This is a genomic window from Sinorhizobium fredii (assembly GCF_002944405.1).
GTDB lineage: Bacteria > Pseudomonadota > Alphaproteobacteria > Rhizobiales > Rhizobiaceae > Sinorhizobium > Sinorhizobium fredii_C.
The window spans coordinates 685,614-699,903 of record NZ_CP024310.1; the positions used below are offsets into that span (position 1 = coordinate 685,614).

Below are 14,290 nucleotides of genomic sequence, written 5' to 3' on the forward strand. Positions count from 1 at the left end.
GCTTACCTTCTCCCTAGAGGACGAAGTAGCCCTTCTGCAGCGTCACGGCATCGTCGAGATGGATGGCGAAGTCGGCCTTCTTGTCGCCGTTGACGTCGCCGTAGATATAGGTGTCGGAGGCAGCGCGGTCGTAGCGCAACTCGCCCTTCTTGCCGCTGAAAGCGGCGGTTCCAACGAAGCTGAAGGCCTGGTTTCCAGTGGTGGTTGTGTTGGCGTCGATTGCGGAAAGATCGATCCGATCGGATGCCGAGGCCAGGAAGTCGTATATCGTATCGCGGCCCGACGTGGCAACGGTGCTGTCCGCCACTGACTTGAACTGGAATGTGTCGGCGCCGCTCACGCCGGTTAGCTTGTCGGCGCCGCCACCGCCATAGAGCACATCATTGTTCGATTCGCCGTACAAAGTATCATTGCCGTTGCCACCATAGAGCTTGTCGGCGCCCGAGCCGCCGTAAAGTGTATCGTTGCCGGAGTCGCCACTCAGTGTGTCATTGCCACTGTTGCCCCACAGCCGGTTGGCCGCCTGATTGCCGGTGATGGTGTCGCCGGCCGAACCTCCTTTGACGTTCTCGATCAGCGAGCGCGTATCGCCGTGATAGAGCAGCGCGTTGAAGATGTTGCCGGCGGCAAAGCCGCTGTTGGAACCGCCACCGAGCCAGGCGAGCTGGTCGATGCTGAAGGTCGAGGCCTTGCCTGGACGCAGGTCGATCTTGAGGCCCGTTGCATATGCCGAGAGATCGTAGGTGTCGTTGCCGCCGCCATCCCATATGGTCGCGAAAATCCGATTGGCACCGGGAGCAATGCCGACTGCGCCATTCACGAGCGTCGCGCCGCTATTGGGCGTCCACTTGTAGACCGTATTGCCGCTGTTGGTGCTGAAATCCGCGCCGTACATTTCCTGCAGCGCCGCAATGTCAGCCATCATGAACGTTTGCGGCGCGCCGTATTGTTCGTAATAGTAACCCTCGCCTGCTCCAACATAGCCGCTATAGGTCATGATCGAATATTCGATCGAATCGTACTGGGCAGGCAGAGGCTGGAAGGCTCCCTCTTGTTCATGCCCGTGCTTCAGGCCAAGCGCATGGCCGAGTTCGTGCATGAGCGTGTGCCAGGCATAGTTTCCGGCAACCGGCTTGCTGTAGTCGTAGATGGTGCCGGCATAGGTCTTGCCAAACCAGATGTCGCCGGCTTCGGCATAGGCGCCCGGCAGATACGCCCAGGCGGTCGAGGGCAGGGTCGACTGCGCAAACCGGATTGTCGCGCTGGATGCGCTTCCGGAGGTGAAGTCGGCATTGGTGAAGCCCTCGACGGAGAAGCCGTCATTGGCGGTTGAGCCGAAGGTTTGCTCCATCGCGAACAGCGCGGCGTCTATCTGCGCCTGCGAGACCGCGGCAAAGCCATTGTCCTTCTCGCCGCTATAGCTGTAGCTGCTCTTCGATGCCGGGAAGGCATAGGTGATCGGCCCGGTCCATGCGTAGCCCGACAGCACGCCGTCGATCAAACTGTTGCCGGTCGTGTTCAAGGTCTTGCCGGTTTTGCCGGTACCGCTCATGCTGAATTCCCACCAGAAAAGCGCGGGGCCGTTGTCTCGCGCTCATAAAATGCAGATCGTGCCGGCGACGTTAGGCTCCGAATGCCTACGATTGTTGTAACGAACTCGATAAGATTGGAGAGAAACGTGCCGTTCATCAGGTTGCTGTCGTGTCTTGCCGCCGTGATTGTAGCGGCGCTGTGTGTTGCACCTATAGCGTCAGGTACGGCCAAAGCAAGCGGGGTGGACATGCAGAAGCCTCCGGATCACGAGGCGGCCGTCCGGGCGGAGTTCGAGACGGTGAGGGCGGAGGATACCGTGGAAGCCTATGAGCGCTTCATCCGGCGCCATCCGGACCATCCATTGGTCAAGGACGCGGCAGAAGCGCTGGCGCGGCTCAAGAAGCAGTAGCGCAGTAGGCGGCGAGGCCAGCTGTCGTTGCGTTTGTCCGCTTATTTCGCGCGTAGCAGCATGCCGAACAGGTCGCGGGGATCGTCCGGATCGGCGATCATGTCGAGATTTTGATAGAAGCCCGTGCCGGACAGCCGGTCGCGCACGTAGCGGAGCGCCGAAAAATCCTCGATGGCGAAGCCGACGCTGTCGAACAGCGTGATCTGCCTTGCATCGCGGCGGCCGGGTGCGGCGCCCGTCACGACCTTCCAGAGCTCGGTCACCGGGAAGTCCGCTGCCATCTGCTGGATCTCGCCCTCGATGCGGGTCTGCGGCGGATATTCCACGAAGACGTCCGAGCGAAGCAGGATGTCGCGGTGCAGTTCCGTCTTGCCGGGGCAGTCGCCGCCGATCGCATTGATATGGACGCCGGCGCCCACCATGTTGTCGGTGAGGATCGTTGCGAACTGCTTGTCGGCCGTACAGGTGGTTATGATCTCGGCCCCCTCGATCGCAGTCTGGGCGGTCGTGCAGGAGACGATCTCGAGGCCCGAGCCAGCCAGGTTGCGTGCCGTCTTCTCGGTTGCGCGAGGATCGACGTCGTAAAGGCGGACGGTGTCGATGCCGCAGACGGCCTTCATCGCCAGTGCCTGGAACTCGGCCTGGGCGCCGTTGCCGATCATCGCCATGGTGCGCGCGCCCTTTGGTGCCAGGTGGCGCGCAGCCATCGCCGAGGTCGCGGCGGTTCTCAGCGCCGTCAGCATCGTCATTTCCGTGAGCAGCACCGGATAGCCGGTCGAAACTTCGGCAAGGAGCCCGAAGGCGGTCACGGTCTGCAGCCCGTCGGCGATGTTCTTGGGATGGCCGTTGACATATTTGAAGCTGTAGACGGCGCCGTCGGAGGTCGGCATCAACTCGATCACGCCGTCGCGCGAATGGCTGGCGACGCGCGGCGTCTTGTCAAAGCTCTCCCATCGGCGGAAATCGGCCTCGATTGCCTCCGTGAGCTCCGCCAGAACGGTCTCGATGCCCAGGTGGTGGACGAGATGCATCATGTTCTCGACGCTGACGAAGGGCACCATCGCCCTGGCTGACGGGAGCGGTGAAAGCATCGCGGTTCCTCCTGCATGTGCGGGCTATCCCAAGAGAGTAATGGCAGGCGCTGCTGGTCGAAAGCGCAAAGCTGTGCTATTTTCGTCATCCCACTGAGCAATTTTGCCGGCCCGATTGCGCAATTTATCCAATGACAGCGACAGACAGAGCAACCGCAAAATACGCGCCGGATGATCTCGACCGGCGGATCATCGCCCACCTGCGCGTCGATGGCCGGGCTTCGCTCTCCAAGCTGTCCGATGCGCTCGGCGTCGCGCGCGGAACGGTGCAGAACCGACTGGATCGGCTGCTGGAAACGGGAACTCTGATGGGGTTTACTGTGCGTGTCCGCGAGGACTACGACCTGAACACCGTCCAGGCGGTGATGATGATCGAGGTCGTCGGGAAATCGACGACCCAGGTCATCCGCAAGCTGCGCGGCATTCCCGAAATCCATAAGCTGCACACGACGAACGGCAATTGGGACCTGGTCGCCAATATTCGCGCTGCGAACCTTTCCGAATTCGACCGCATCTTGCGCGAGGTGCGGATGATCGACGGCGTCGCCAACAGCGAAACCAGTCTTCTCCTGAGCAGTGTTTGAGCGGGTCCTACGATATCGGCAGTTGAAAGCCGAGCGCCCGCCAATTAGGTTCCGGCCGCAATCAACGGAAGTCCGGGGTGGGGAATAATCGCGTGAATACAGGCAATCGGCCCTTTCTCCTGCTGGCCTGTCTGGGATCATTGTCCTCGCCAGCCAACGCGGACTGGCAGGCGGTCGAGACGGTGAAGAACTACGCGATAACCGGGCAATCCGGCCCGGAGCTCTATGCATCGATCGGCGAGCACGGTCCGAAGCTCGGGCCAACGCGCGCCATCGCGCATACGAGCTTCAAGCTGACCTGGTCGCGAAAATACGAGGCTCACGGCGATGCCTGCGTTCTCGTGTCGGCGCTGCCGAAGCTTGCGATCACCTATACCCTGCCGAAACCCTCCAAGCCCCTGCCGGCAGGCACGCGGGAGCACTGGGAAACCTTCATCGACGGCGTCCATGAGCACGAATTGGTGCATGGCGATTTCATCAAGGACATGGTGAAGAAGATCGAGGCCGCAACTGTCGGGCTCACCGTTCCCGCCGACCCGCAATGCCGCAAGATCAAGTCGGAAATGACCAAGCGGCTCGGGGCGCTCTCCAACGCCCAGCGCCAGCAGAGCCGAGATTTCGACCGCGCGGAACTCAGCGACGGCGGCAAGGTTCACCAGCTGATCCTCAATCTGGTGAACGGCGGATAGAGGCTCGTCCGCCACGGGGCAGCGCGCCGTAAGCCGCAATAGATGCACGCAAAAAGCTGGTGACGGCCACAAACACGCCCCCGAATTGTCTCAATGGAGTTGAACTGTGCCGCGGCGTTACACGCGTGCGTCGTCCACCTTTCGTGGCGATGCGGGCTGTCCAATGCTGAATTTGTGTCGGAAGGGCGAGCCTCTCCGCCGGTCCGAGAAGGGAGTCATGCATGCACAGGAATCTTGTCGCCGCCTTTTCCGCAGCTTCTCTGTCTTTCGTCGGCTTCGCCGCCCATGCAGCCGACCTCGCTCCCTATCGAGAGCCCGCGCCACCCCCGGCGCTGGACGAGCAGGACGGCGTCAAGATCGGTTATCTGGAATGCGATATCGGCGGTGGCGCCGGCTATGTTCTCGGATCGTCGAAGGAGATCGAGTGCGTCTTCCGCTCGCTTGGCGGCGATGAGATCGAGGATCGCTATACCGGCGAAATCCGCAAGCTCGGCGTCGATATCGGCTTTACCATGCGAAGCCGACTGCTCTGGGCCGTCTTCGCGCCGACGGCCGGCTATCACCACGGCTCGCTGAGCGGCCTCTACAAGGGTGCGACCGCCGAGGCAACCGTCGGTGCCGGCGTGGGTGCTAATGTGCTCGTCGGCGGCACGTCCGGCTCGATTCACCTCCAGACCGTCAGCGTCACCGGGCAGCTCGGGCTGAACGTCGCCGCCGCCGGCACGTCGATGACCCTCAACTCCGTCAATTGAGCGGCCTCAAGCTTTCGTCGCGGTCGCCTTGCGGCGACCATTCGATCATCATGGTTTAGGGTCGTATCGACTGAAACCATGATGATCGAACATGACGCGGGGTGAAGCAAGGCTGCTGCTCTCGATCCGCTTAAACTCCTTTTCGGCGGGTTGGCAAAGCTCGGGCCCGGCAGCGACGCCGACACGCTGCGGGCCCTGCATAGCCTGCCGAAGGACCGGCTTGGCCTCGTCGTCGACGCAGGCTACGGCGCGGGGCTGCAGACGCTCGTGCTGGCCAAGGCGCTCGGCCCGACGATTCACGCGGTCGACTCGCACCAGCCGTTCCTCGATGCATTGCGGCGACGCGCCGAAGAGGCCGGCGTTGCGTCGTTGATCCAGCCGCATTGCATGGACATGGGTGACATACCGGCCGTTTTCTCTTCGATCGACCTGCTCTGGTCGGAGGGCACCGCCTACAATATCGGCTTTGCCAAGGCGCTTGCGCGGTGGGCTGCGGCGCTGCGTCCTGGCGGCTTCGTCGTCATCAGCGAACTCGCCTGGTTGAGCGAGGTGCCGCCGGCCGCGGCGCGCGACTTCTTCCGTACCGGCTATCCCGACATGAAACTGGCCACCGAGAACGTCGGCCTCGCCGAAGAGGCGGGCTACCGCGTGTTGGGGACCCGCACCCTGCCGCAGGCGGCCTGGATCGACGACTACTACGAAGTGCTCGAGCCGCGTGCAACGGCGCTTGCCGGTCATGAAGATGCCGCGGTCAGGGCCTTCGCGCAGGAGACATTGAAGGAGATCGAGGTCTTCAAAGCGGCCGGCGACAGCTACGGCTATGTTCTTTACCTGCTTCAGCGATTGTGAGGAGCGCGCCTTTGCTCACGACGCGTCACGGTTGGCTCTTGCAGCCGAGCGCCAGAAGAGGATCAGCATCGCGGCGCTCATTAGAGCCAGGCAGAACCAGGTGATGGCGTAGACGAGGTGATTGTTGGGGAAGGCGACACGTGTCAGACCGCCGACGGGGAGGCCGCCGGGGTTGGGTGAGACATCGGCGTCGATGAAATAGGGCGCAACACCGGAAAGGCGGCGGGCCGCGGCGATCGCGCCGACGTCCCGGGAGTACCAGCGCTCCTCCTCAGGCCTGTTCGAGCGCAGCAGCGAGCCCTTCGGTTCATCCATGCGCATCAGGCCCCTCACCTCCGCATCGACCTCGACTTGGCTCTGCATCCGCGACGAAGCCTCGCGCTTGTCGGTCGGCACGAAGCCGCGATTGACGAGCACCGTCGTGCCGTCGTCGAGCGCGAGCGGGGTCATCACCCAATAGCCGGCCCCGAGCTCGGTTGCGGCATAGACCAGCGTCTCCTTGTCGTAGAGGAACTGCCCCCGGACCCGTACGCGCCGGTACTCGTCGCGGGCCCGGCTGACGTTCGGCCAATCGCTTCGGGAAGGCGGGGGTACGGGCGCCGCGTGGATACGGTGTTCGACACGGGCAATGAGATCGCTCTTCCAGGAGAGCCGTCCGACCTGCCATGTGCCGAGCGCCAGCAGGCCGGCAATCAGCAGGAGGCCGAGCGAGCTCACCGCAATGAGCGATGTCCGGGAGCGACGGCTGGGTGCGGTGTCGTCCTTGGGATTGATCATGGAGTGCCGCCGTGTCGGCTCGGGATACGAACTAACCTAAGGGGTTCATCGCTCATCCGGCCTGCCGGTCTCCTTCTCCCCGCAAGCGGGCGAAGGAGACTCGCAGCGCCGTCTCGGCCCTCTCCCCGCGCGCGGGGAGAGGGCTAGTCCTCGGGCTAAACCCGAGGAGAAAAAAGGACAACCAAGGCAGAAGATGGACGTCCGCTGCCTTACGGCATGTTCCTCATCATCTCGGGGCTCATCGGCATCATGTTCACGTCGAGATGATGCATGACCCAAAGCGAACCGGAGAGCGTGATGGCGACCAGCACGATGGTGAAGATCAGCGCCATCATAGTCCAGCCGCCTTCCGAGCGCGTGTTCATGTGCAGGAAGAAGATCATGTGCACGACGATCTGGACGGCGCCGAGTGCCATGATGATGACTGCCGTCAACACCGGGCTGACGAGGACATCGGCCATCACCAGCCAGAAGGGAATGGCGGTCAGGATGACGGAGAGGACAAAGCCGGTGATGTAGCTTTTCAGAGTGCCGTGGCCGGCGTCGTGGCCGTGGCTGTGGCCATGATGGGCTTCAAATGCATCCTCGTGCGACGGTGCGTGCATGCTCATCCGAGAACTCCCATCAGATAGACGAAGGAGAAGACGCCGATCCACACGACGTCGAGGAAGTGCCAGAACATCGACAGGCACATTAGGCGACGTTTGTTTTCGGCGATCAGGCCGTGTTTCGCCACCTGGGCCATCAGCACGAACATCCAGACGATGCCGGAGGTCACGTGCAGGCCGTGCGTGCCGACGAGCGTAAAGAAAGAAGACAGGAACGCACTGCGCTGCGGTCCGGCGCCCTCGTGAATCATGTGCGCGAACTCGTAGAGTTCGAGCCCGACGAAGGCGATGCCGAAGAGGGCGGTGACGGCCATCCAAGCAAGCGTCGAGTTCCTGTTGGCCTTCTCCATCTCCAGCATGGCGAAGCCATAGGTAATGGAGGAGAAGAGCAGCATCGACGTGTTCACGGCGACGAGCGGCAGGTCGAAAAGATCGGCAGGCGAGGGGCCGGCCGCATAGTTGCGGCCGAGCACGCCATGGGTGGCGAAAAGCACCGCGAAGATCAGGCAGTCGCTCATCAGGTAGAGCCAGAAGCCGAGCATCGTGCTCCCTTCGGGATGATGCTCCTCCTTCAGATAGAAGGTGGGCGCCTGGCCCTCGCGTACGGAGTGGTCGGTAAACTCGGTCATGGTCCTACACCTCGCTGGCAAGCATTTCGGTGCGCTTGCCCTCGGTTTCGGTGACGACATCGGCCGGGATGTAGAAATCGCGGTCGTAGTTGAAGGTGTGGCCGATCGCGACCGCGACCATGGCGACGAAGGAGAGGCCGGCGAGCCACCAGATGTACCAGATCATGCCGAAGGCGAAGGCGACGCTGAGCGCGCCAAGAATGACGCCAGTGCCGGTGTTCTTCGGCATATGGATCGGCTTGAAGCCGGCAAGCGGCCGGCTGTGGCCGCGCTTCTTCATATCCCACCAGGAATCCTGGTCGTGGACGATGGGGGTGAAGGCGAAGTTGTAGTCCGGCGGCGGCGAGGCGGTAGACCATTCGAGGGTGCGGGCATCCCAGGGGTCGCCGGTCGTGTCGCGCAGTTCTTCGCGCCGGATGAAGCTGACGACGAACTGGACGAGGAGCGACAGGATGCCGAGCGCGATCAGGAAGGCGCCGAAGGCAGCGATCACGAACCAGATCTGCAGCGACGGGTCCTCGAACTGGCTGACGCGGCGGGTGACCCCCATCAGGCCGAGCACGTAGAGCGGCATGAAGGCGAAGTAGAAGCCACTCAGCCAGAACCAGAAGGACATCTTGCCCCAGAACGGATCGAGCCTGAAGCCGAAGGCCTTCGGGAACCAGTAGTAGACGCCGGCCATCAGCCCGAAGACGACGCCGCCGATGATGACGTTATGGAAGTGGGCGATGAGGAACAGCGAGTTGTGCAGCACGAAATCGGCCGGCGGGACGGCGAGCAGGACGCCGGTCATGCCGCCGATGACGAAAGTCACCATGAAGCCGACGGTCCACAGCATCGGCACCTCGTAGCGGATGCGACCGCGATACATGGTGAAGAGCCAATTGAACATCTTCGCGCCGGTTGGGATCGAGATGATCATCGTCGTGATGCCGAAGAAGGCGTTGACGCTGGCGCCCGAGCCCATGGTGAAGAAGTGATGCAGCCAGACGATATAGGAGAGGATGGTAATGACCACCGTCGCATAGACCATCGAGGCGTAGCCGAAGAGCCGCTTGCCGCAGAAGGTGGCGACGACCTCCGAGAAGATGCCGAAGGCTGGCAGCACGAGGATGTAGACCTCCGGGTGGCCCCAGATCCAGATGAGGTTCACATACATCATCGGATCGCCGCCGAGGTCGTTGGTGAAGAAGTTCGTGCCGGCGTAGCGGTCGAGCGTAAGCAGCGCGAGCGTCGCGGTCAGCACCGGGAAGGTCGCGACGATCAGCACGTTGGTGCAGAGCGACGTCCAGGTGAAGACCGGCATCTTCATCATCGTCATGCCGGGGGCGCGCATCTTGACGATGGTGGCGATCAGGTTGATGCCGGAGAGCGTCGTACCGATGCCGGCCACCTGCAGGCCCCATATGTAATAGTCGACGCCGACACCGGGACTGTAGTCGGCGCCCGAGAGCGGTGGATAGGCGAGCCAGCCGGTGCGCGCGAACTCGCCGACGAAGAGCGACAGCATGATGATGATCGCGCCGGCGGTCGTCATCCAGAAGCTGAAATTGTTGAGGAACGGGAAGGAAACGTCGCGTGCGCCGATCTGCAGCGGCACGACGAAGTTCATGAGTCCGGTGACGAAAGGCATCGCCATGAAGAAGATCATGATGACGCCATGGGCGGTGAAGATCTGGTCGTAGTGATGCGGCGGCAGGTAACCCTCCGAGCCGCCGAAGGCGATCGCCTGCTGCAGGCGCATCATGATTGCGTCGGCGAAGCCCCGCAGCAGCATCACCAGCGCCAGGATGACATACATGATGCCGATCTTCTTGTGGTCGACGCTGGTCAGCCAATCGCGCCAGAGCGTTCCCCAGAACCGGTAATAGGTGATCAGGCCGAGGAGCGCGATGCCGCCGATGACGACGGCGGCGAATGTCGCGACGAGGATCGGCTCGTGATAGGGGATCGCCTCGAGGGTCAGCCGGCCAAAGACGAACTTCAGGAGATCTGGATCGGAGAACATGGGAAACCCGTTCAATGTTAGCGCAAGCGGCCAGAGTTAGTGGTTGAGTTGCGGCGGTGCGGGATCGCCGCCCCCGTCGGGCATCGAATGCCCCTCGTGCCCTCCCATTCCCGGCATGTCGTGCTGCATCGGTTCGTTGGCGCCGCCGGTACCCTGCGGTTCCGCCTGGCTGCGCGCTGGTGTTCCGGTGGCCGGAAAGGTCGCAGCCGCGGCGCCCTCTTCGAGGGCGTGCCTGTTGTCGTATTCAAGACGCCCCCGGTTCTCGACACTTTCCTTGCCCGCGCCGCCCATGGCGTCGATGTGCATCATCTCGTGCATGCACATCTTGCCGGCCGTCACGCACATGTTGAGGATCGCGTCGTAGAGGCCCGCCTCGACCGTGGCGAAATAACGGACCGGCTCCCGCTCGCTGGGCTTTTCAAGCTTCAGATAGGCATCGCGGTTGAGCGCCGTGCCTTGCGATTTTACGCGGGCGACCCAGGCGTCGAAGCCCTGCCGGTCAACGCCGTGGAACTTGAAGCGCATGTGCGAGAAGCCGTCGCCGCTGAAATTGGCCGAGAAGCCGTCGTATTCGCCAGGCTTGTTGATGACTGCATGCAGCTTCGTCTGCATGCCCGGCATGGCGTAGATCTGGCCGGCCAGGGCGGGGATGTAGAATGAGTTCATCACCGAGGATGCGGTGATCTTGAAATTGATCGGCACGTCCACCGGTGCGGCGAGCTCGTTGAGGGTCGCTATGCCCTGGTCCGGGTAGAAGAACAGCCATTTCCAATCGAGCGCGACGACCTCCACTGTGAGCGGCTTCGCGTCTGCCGGGATCGGCCGCGCGGCGTCGAGCCGGTCGAGCGGCCGGTATGGATCGAGCTTGTGGGTGCTGATCCAGGTGACGGCGCCGAGCGCGATGATGATGGCGAGCGGTGCCGACCAGATCACCACTTCGAGCGCGGTCGAATGATGCCATTCCGGATCATAGGTGGCATTGGTGTTCGACCGGCGGTATCGCCAGGCGAAGAGAAGCGTCAGGAAGATGACCGGCACGATGATCAGCAGCATCAGGACCGTGGAAATCACGATCAAATCGCGCTGTTGCGTCGCTATGTCGCCGGAGGGCGCCATGACCACGAGATCACAGCCCGCAAGCAGCAGCAGCGGCGGCACGAGGGCGAAGCGGCGGGGAAACTTCAGAAATGCTGACATTTTCTGAGCCCTTTCTGATGACGACCGCCCTGCGACTAAAGTAGGAGTGAGTCAAACGGTATGAGGTTTTTGGTCGCACCGCAGCATTCTTGTGCATTGCGGCGTAGAGTCGAGGCATGTCGGCTGCCGGTGATCGTGTCCCGGAGGACCCGGATTTTTACTACGGCAAGCCGCAATTTCGCAATTCAAGACTTGATATGATCCGGTCTTTGATCAACATCGCCTTGAGAGGCGCGCGTCAGACCGGCGCCGAGCAGCGGGAGGCTTTGTTTATGAGAAGTGTGACGCAGCAGTCCCTCGGCCCGTCGTCTTCCTCGATGGAGCGAGACGCGCGGCGCATGCACGACGACCGGCCCGTATCGGCAGGCAATATCGCCATCGGCGTCGTCATCGGCCGGGCCGCCGAATTCTTCGACTTCTTCGTTTACGGCATTGCCTCCGTTGTCGTCTTCCCGCAGCTTTTCTTTCCGTTCGCGCCCGACCGGCTGACCGCAACGCTCTATTCCTTCGCCATTTTCGCGCTGGCCTTTGTCGCCCGTCCCGTCGGCTCCCTTGTCTTCATGGCCGTCGACCGGACCTATGGCCGCGGCGTCAAGCTGACCATCGCTCTCTTCATTCTCGGCGGCTCGACCGCTTCGATTGCCTTCCTGCCGGGTTATGCAACGCTCGGGGGCTGGGCGATAATCATGCTGGCGATCTGCAGGCTGGGGCAGGGATTTGCGCTCGGCGGCGCCTGGGACGGGCTCGCCTCGCTGCTGGCGCTCAATGCGCCGCAGCATCACCGCGGCTGGTATGCAATGATCCCGCAGCTCGGCGCGCCGATCGGCTTCATGCTGGCGAGTGCGCTCTTTGCCTATTTCCTGATGTCCCTGTCCGAGGCCGATTTCCTCAGCTGGGGATGGCGCTATCCGTTCTTCGTCGCCTTCGCGATCAATGTCGTGGCGCTCTTCACGCGGCTGCGCCTGGTGATGACGAAGGAATTCGGCACCCTGCTTGAGGAGCACGAGCTGCAGGCAAGGCGGGTCACCGAAGTGCTGCGATTACATGGGCGCAACGTGCTTATCGGCGCCTTCGTGCCGCTTGCGAGCTTCGCACTCTTCCATCTCGTCACCGTCTTTCCGCTCGGCTGGGTGGAAATTTACACGGATCACGGCGCGAGCTCGTTCCTGATCGTGCAGTTCGTAGGAGCCATCTGCGGCATTCTTGCCATCGTCACCTCGGGTCTCGTCGCCGACCGCATCGGCCGGCGCTATCACCTCGGCGTCTGCGCCGTGCTGATCGCGATCTTCAGCTTTGTCGCGCCGATGCTGCTCGAGGCGGGCGTCGCCGGCAGGAATGCTTTCGTGATCATCGGCTTCAGCCTTCTGGGCCTGTCTTTCGGCCAGGCTGCCGGTGCCGTCGCATCGCGCTTCGGCCGGGCCTATCGCTACACGGGTGCCGCGCTCACCTCCGACCTGTCCTGGCTGATCGGCGCGGGGTTCGCGCCGCTGGTGGCGCTGGGTCTGACCAGCCGTTTCGGTCTGGCTTTCGCTGGCTACTACCTGCTTTCGGGCGCCCTTTGCACCATCGCCGCGCTGGTCTTCAGCAAGACGCTCGAGATCCACAACGAATAGCAGATAGCACCCGGTCCGATCCAGGCTTACGAGATTCTGGTAGAGCTGCCGTGCCGGCTGGAAACGGCGTGCTACACTCCCCGTTCGGTGAAACGGCTGGGCCCGCTAGGGCCTGAAAGGAGAACATGCCCACCCCTGACAGTAGCCTGTTCGATTTTCTCGGAATCATGGCGGTGTTCCTGCTTGTGGCTGCCAACGGCTTTTTCGTTGCGGCCGAATTCTCCCTGGTCTCGGTTCGGCGTAGCCGCGTTGCGGAACTGGTGACGCAAAACCGGATGAATGCGAGCGCGCTGCGCCGCGCCGTCGACAATCTGGACGCCAATCTCGCCGCGACGCAACTCGGCATCACCATCTCGTCGCTCGCTCTCGGATGGATCGGCGAGCCGGCTCTCGCCCATCTTATCGAACCCTTGCTGTCGATCCTGCCGCAGTTCTGGGCCATCGCCGGTTCGCACGCCGTCGCCGCCGTGATCTCCTTCGTGATTATCACCGCGCTCCATATCGTGCTCGGAGAATTGGCGCCGAAGAGCCTGGCGCTGCAGCGCAGCGAGGGTACGGCGCTTGCAGTCGTCCGGCCGCTTGGTCTTTTCCTGTTTCTGCTCAGGCCGGCCATCCTGGTGCTGAACGGGCTCGGCAATATGGTCCTGCGTCTCGCCGGCTTGAGGACGGGAGCAGGCGAGGCCTCGCTGCACTCGCCGGCGGAGCTGAAGCTCATCGTTGCGGAGAGCCACGAGGCCGGGCTTCTGGATGTCGCCCAGCAGGAGCTGGTGCAGCGCATCTTCAGCATCGGCGATCGGCGGATTTCCGATTTCATGACGCCACGGGTCGACGTCGACTGGATCGATGCCGACGATACGCCGGCCGATGTGCTCAGGACGATCCGCGACTGCCGGCATGAGCAATTGCTGATTGGCAGGGGCAATATCGACGAGCCGATCGGCATGGTGCTGAAGAAGGATCTGCTCGATCAATTGCTCGACGGCAAGCCGGTCAACCCGTTCGGCGTCATGCGCGAACCGTTGATCCTCCACGAGGCGACCCCGGTTTTCCGCGTTCTCGAGCGCTTCAAGTCGGCGCCCGTCCGTCTCGCGACGATCGTCGATGAATATGGAAGCCTCGAAGGCATCGTCACCCAGACGGATCTCTTGGAGGCGATCGCCGGCGAACTGCCGGATCTTGAGGCGGAGGAACGCTCGGTGATTGAACGCGAGGACGGGTCCCTACTCATCGACGGAATGATGCCTGCCCATGACGCCTTCGACCGGCTGAAGCTGCGCGACCGGCCGCAGGACGGCGGTTATCATACGATCGCAGGCTTTGCGCTGCACATCCTCGGGCATCTCCCCGAGGCCGGGGAATGTTTCGAGTTCGATGGCTGGCGCTTCGAGATCGTCGACATGGACGGCAGACGGATCGACAAGATCCTGGCGACGAGCCTCGCCGAGCCGCAATAAAAGCCTCTCCAATCCGGCGCAGTTCGCGGAACATAATCCGATCTCGCCGGTTCCGAGGGCCTCGACATGGCCGATGGCCCGGAGCCGAATGATGCGT

General features: G+C 62.5%; 14 protein-coding genes. 7 read left to right on the forward strand and 7 right to left on the reverse strand.

The window, feature by feature from the left end:
• Positions 1-13: 13 nt before the first annotated feature.
• A complete protein-coding gene (locus tag NXT3_RS26950) occupies positions 14-1,552 on the reverse strand; it encodes a M10 family metallopeptidase C-terminal domain-containing protein (protein WP_104841023.1) in 1,539 nt (512 codons plus the stop codon).
• 228 nt (positions 1,553-1,780) lie between these two features.
• Between NXT3_RS26950 and NXT3_RS26955 the strand changes: the two genes are divergently transcribed.
• Positions 1,781-1,942, forward strand: a complete 162-nt coding sequence (locus NXT3_RS26955) for a hypothetical protein (protein ID WP_104841024.1) — start codon at positions 1,781-1,783, stop codon at positions 1,940-1,942.
• A 41-nt stretch (positions 1,943-1,983) separates the two neighbouring features.
• Here the strand turns inward: NXT3_RS26955 and NXT3_RS26960 are convergent, their stop codons facing one another.
• Positions 1,984-3,033, reverse strand: a complete 1,050-nt coding sequence (locus tag NXT3_RS26960; protein ID WP_104841025.1) for an ornithine cyclodeaminase — start codon at positions 3,031-3,033, stop codon at positions 1,984-1,986.
• 131 nt (positions 3,034-3,164) lie between these two features.
• Between NXT3_RS26960 and NXT3_RS26965 the strand changes: the two genes are divergently transcribed.
• The 4 genes from NXT3_RS26965 to NXT3_RS26980 all read left to right on the forward strand — a co-directional run bounded on the left by NXT3_RS26965 (position 3,165) and on the right by NXT3_RS26980 (position 5,907).
• Positions 3,165-3,617 (forward strand): Lrp/AsnC family transcriptional regulator, encoded by a 453-nt coding sequence (locus NXT3_RS26965; protein WP_097525859.1) that lies wholly within the window; start codon positions 3,165-3,167, stop codon positions 3,615-3,617.
• A 92-nt stretch (positions 3,618-3,709) separates the two neighbouring features.
• The gene (locus NXT3_RS26970) at positions 3,710-4,306 is read left to right on the forward strand and encodes a DUF922 domain-containing Zn-dependent protease (RefSeq protein WP_097525860.1); all 597 of its coding nucleotides are present in this window, start codon (positions 3,710-3,712) and stop codon (positions 4,304-4,306) included.
• 221 nt (positions 4,307-4,527) lie between these two features.
• Entirely contained in the window at positions 4,528-5,058 is a 531-nt protein-coding gene (locus NXT3_RS26975; protein WP_104841026.1) for a DUF992 domain-containing protein, read from the forward strand.
• Positions 5,059-5,208: 150 nt separating this feature from the next.
• Positions 5,209-5,907: a class I SAM-dependent methyltransferase gene (locus tag NXT3_RS26980; protein WP_104841027.1), complete on the forward strand. Its 699-nt coding sequence runs from the start codon at positions 5,209-5,211 to the stop codon at positions 5,905-5,907.
• Positions 5,908-5,922: 15 nt separating this feature from the next.
• On the opposite strand, the gene NXT3_RS26985 is transcribed toward NXT3_RS26980, so the two are convergent.
• The 5 genes from NXT3_RS26985 to cyoA form a co-directional block, all read right to left on the reverse strand.
• Entirely contained in the window at positions 5,923-6,684 is a 762-nt protein-coding gene (locus NXT3_RS26985; RefSeq protein WP_104841028.1) for an SURF1 family protein, read from the reverse strand.
• 209 nt (positions 6,685-6,893) lie between these two features.
• Complete coding sequence (gene cyoD / locus NXT3_RS26990; protein ID WP_097539025.1) at positions 6,894-7,295, reverse strand: cytochrome o ubiquinol oxidase subunit IV; 402 nt, start codon at positions 7,293-7,295, stop codon at positions 6,894-6,896.
• Positions 7,292-7,921: a cytochrome o ubiquinol oxidase subunit III gene (gene cyoC / locus NXT3_RS26995; protein WP_037419289.1), complete on the reverse strand. Its 630-nt coding sequence runs from the start codon at positions 7,919-7,921 to the stop codon at positions 7,292-7,294. The genes cyoD and cyoC overlap by 4 nt, the downstream gene beginning before the upstream one ends.
• A gap of 4 nt (positions 7,922-7,925) precedes the next feature.
• Positions 7,926-9,929, reverse strand: coding sequence for a cytochrome o ubiquinol oxidase subunit I (gene cyoB / locus NXT3_RS27000; RefSeq protein ID WP_104841029.1), 2,004 nt, complete (start codon positions 9,927-9,929; stop codon positions 7,926-7,928).
• A gap of 36 nt (positions 9,930-9,965) precedes the next feature.
• Positions 9,966-11,126 (reverse strand): ubiquinol oxidase subunit II, encoded by a 1,161-nt coding sequence (gene cyoA / locus NXT3_RS27005; RefSeq protein ID WP_097525865.1) that lies wholly within the window; start codon positions 11,124-11,126, stop codon positions 9,966-9,968.
• A gap of 272 nt (positions 11,127-11,398) precedes the next feature.
• On the opposite strand from cyoA, the gene NXT3_RS27010 reads away from it, so the two are divergent.
• Together NXT3_RS27010 and NXT3_RS27015 are read left to right on the forward strand one after the other, a co-directional pair.
• Entirely contained in the window at positions 11,399-12,739 is a 1,341-nt protein-coding gene (locus NXT3_RS27010) for an MFS transporter (RefSeq protein ID WP_097525978.1), read from the forward strand.
• 125 nt (positions 12,740-12,864) lie between these two features.
• Positions 12,865-14,193, forward strand: a complete 1,329-nt coding sequence (locus NXT3_RS27015; RefSeq protein WP_037419297.1) for a hemolysin family protein — start codon at positions 12,865-12,867, stop codon at positions 14,191-14,193.
• Positions 14,194-14,290 lie beyond the last annotated feature (97 nt).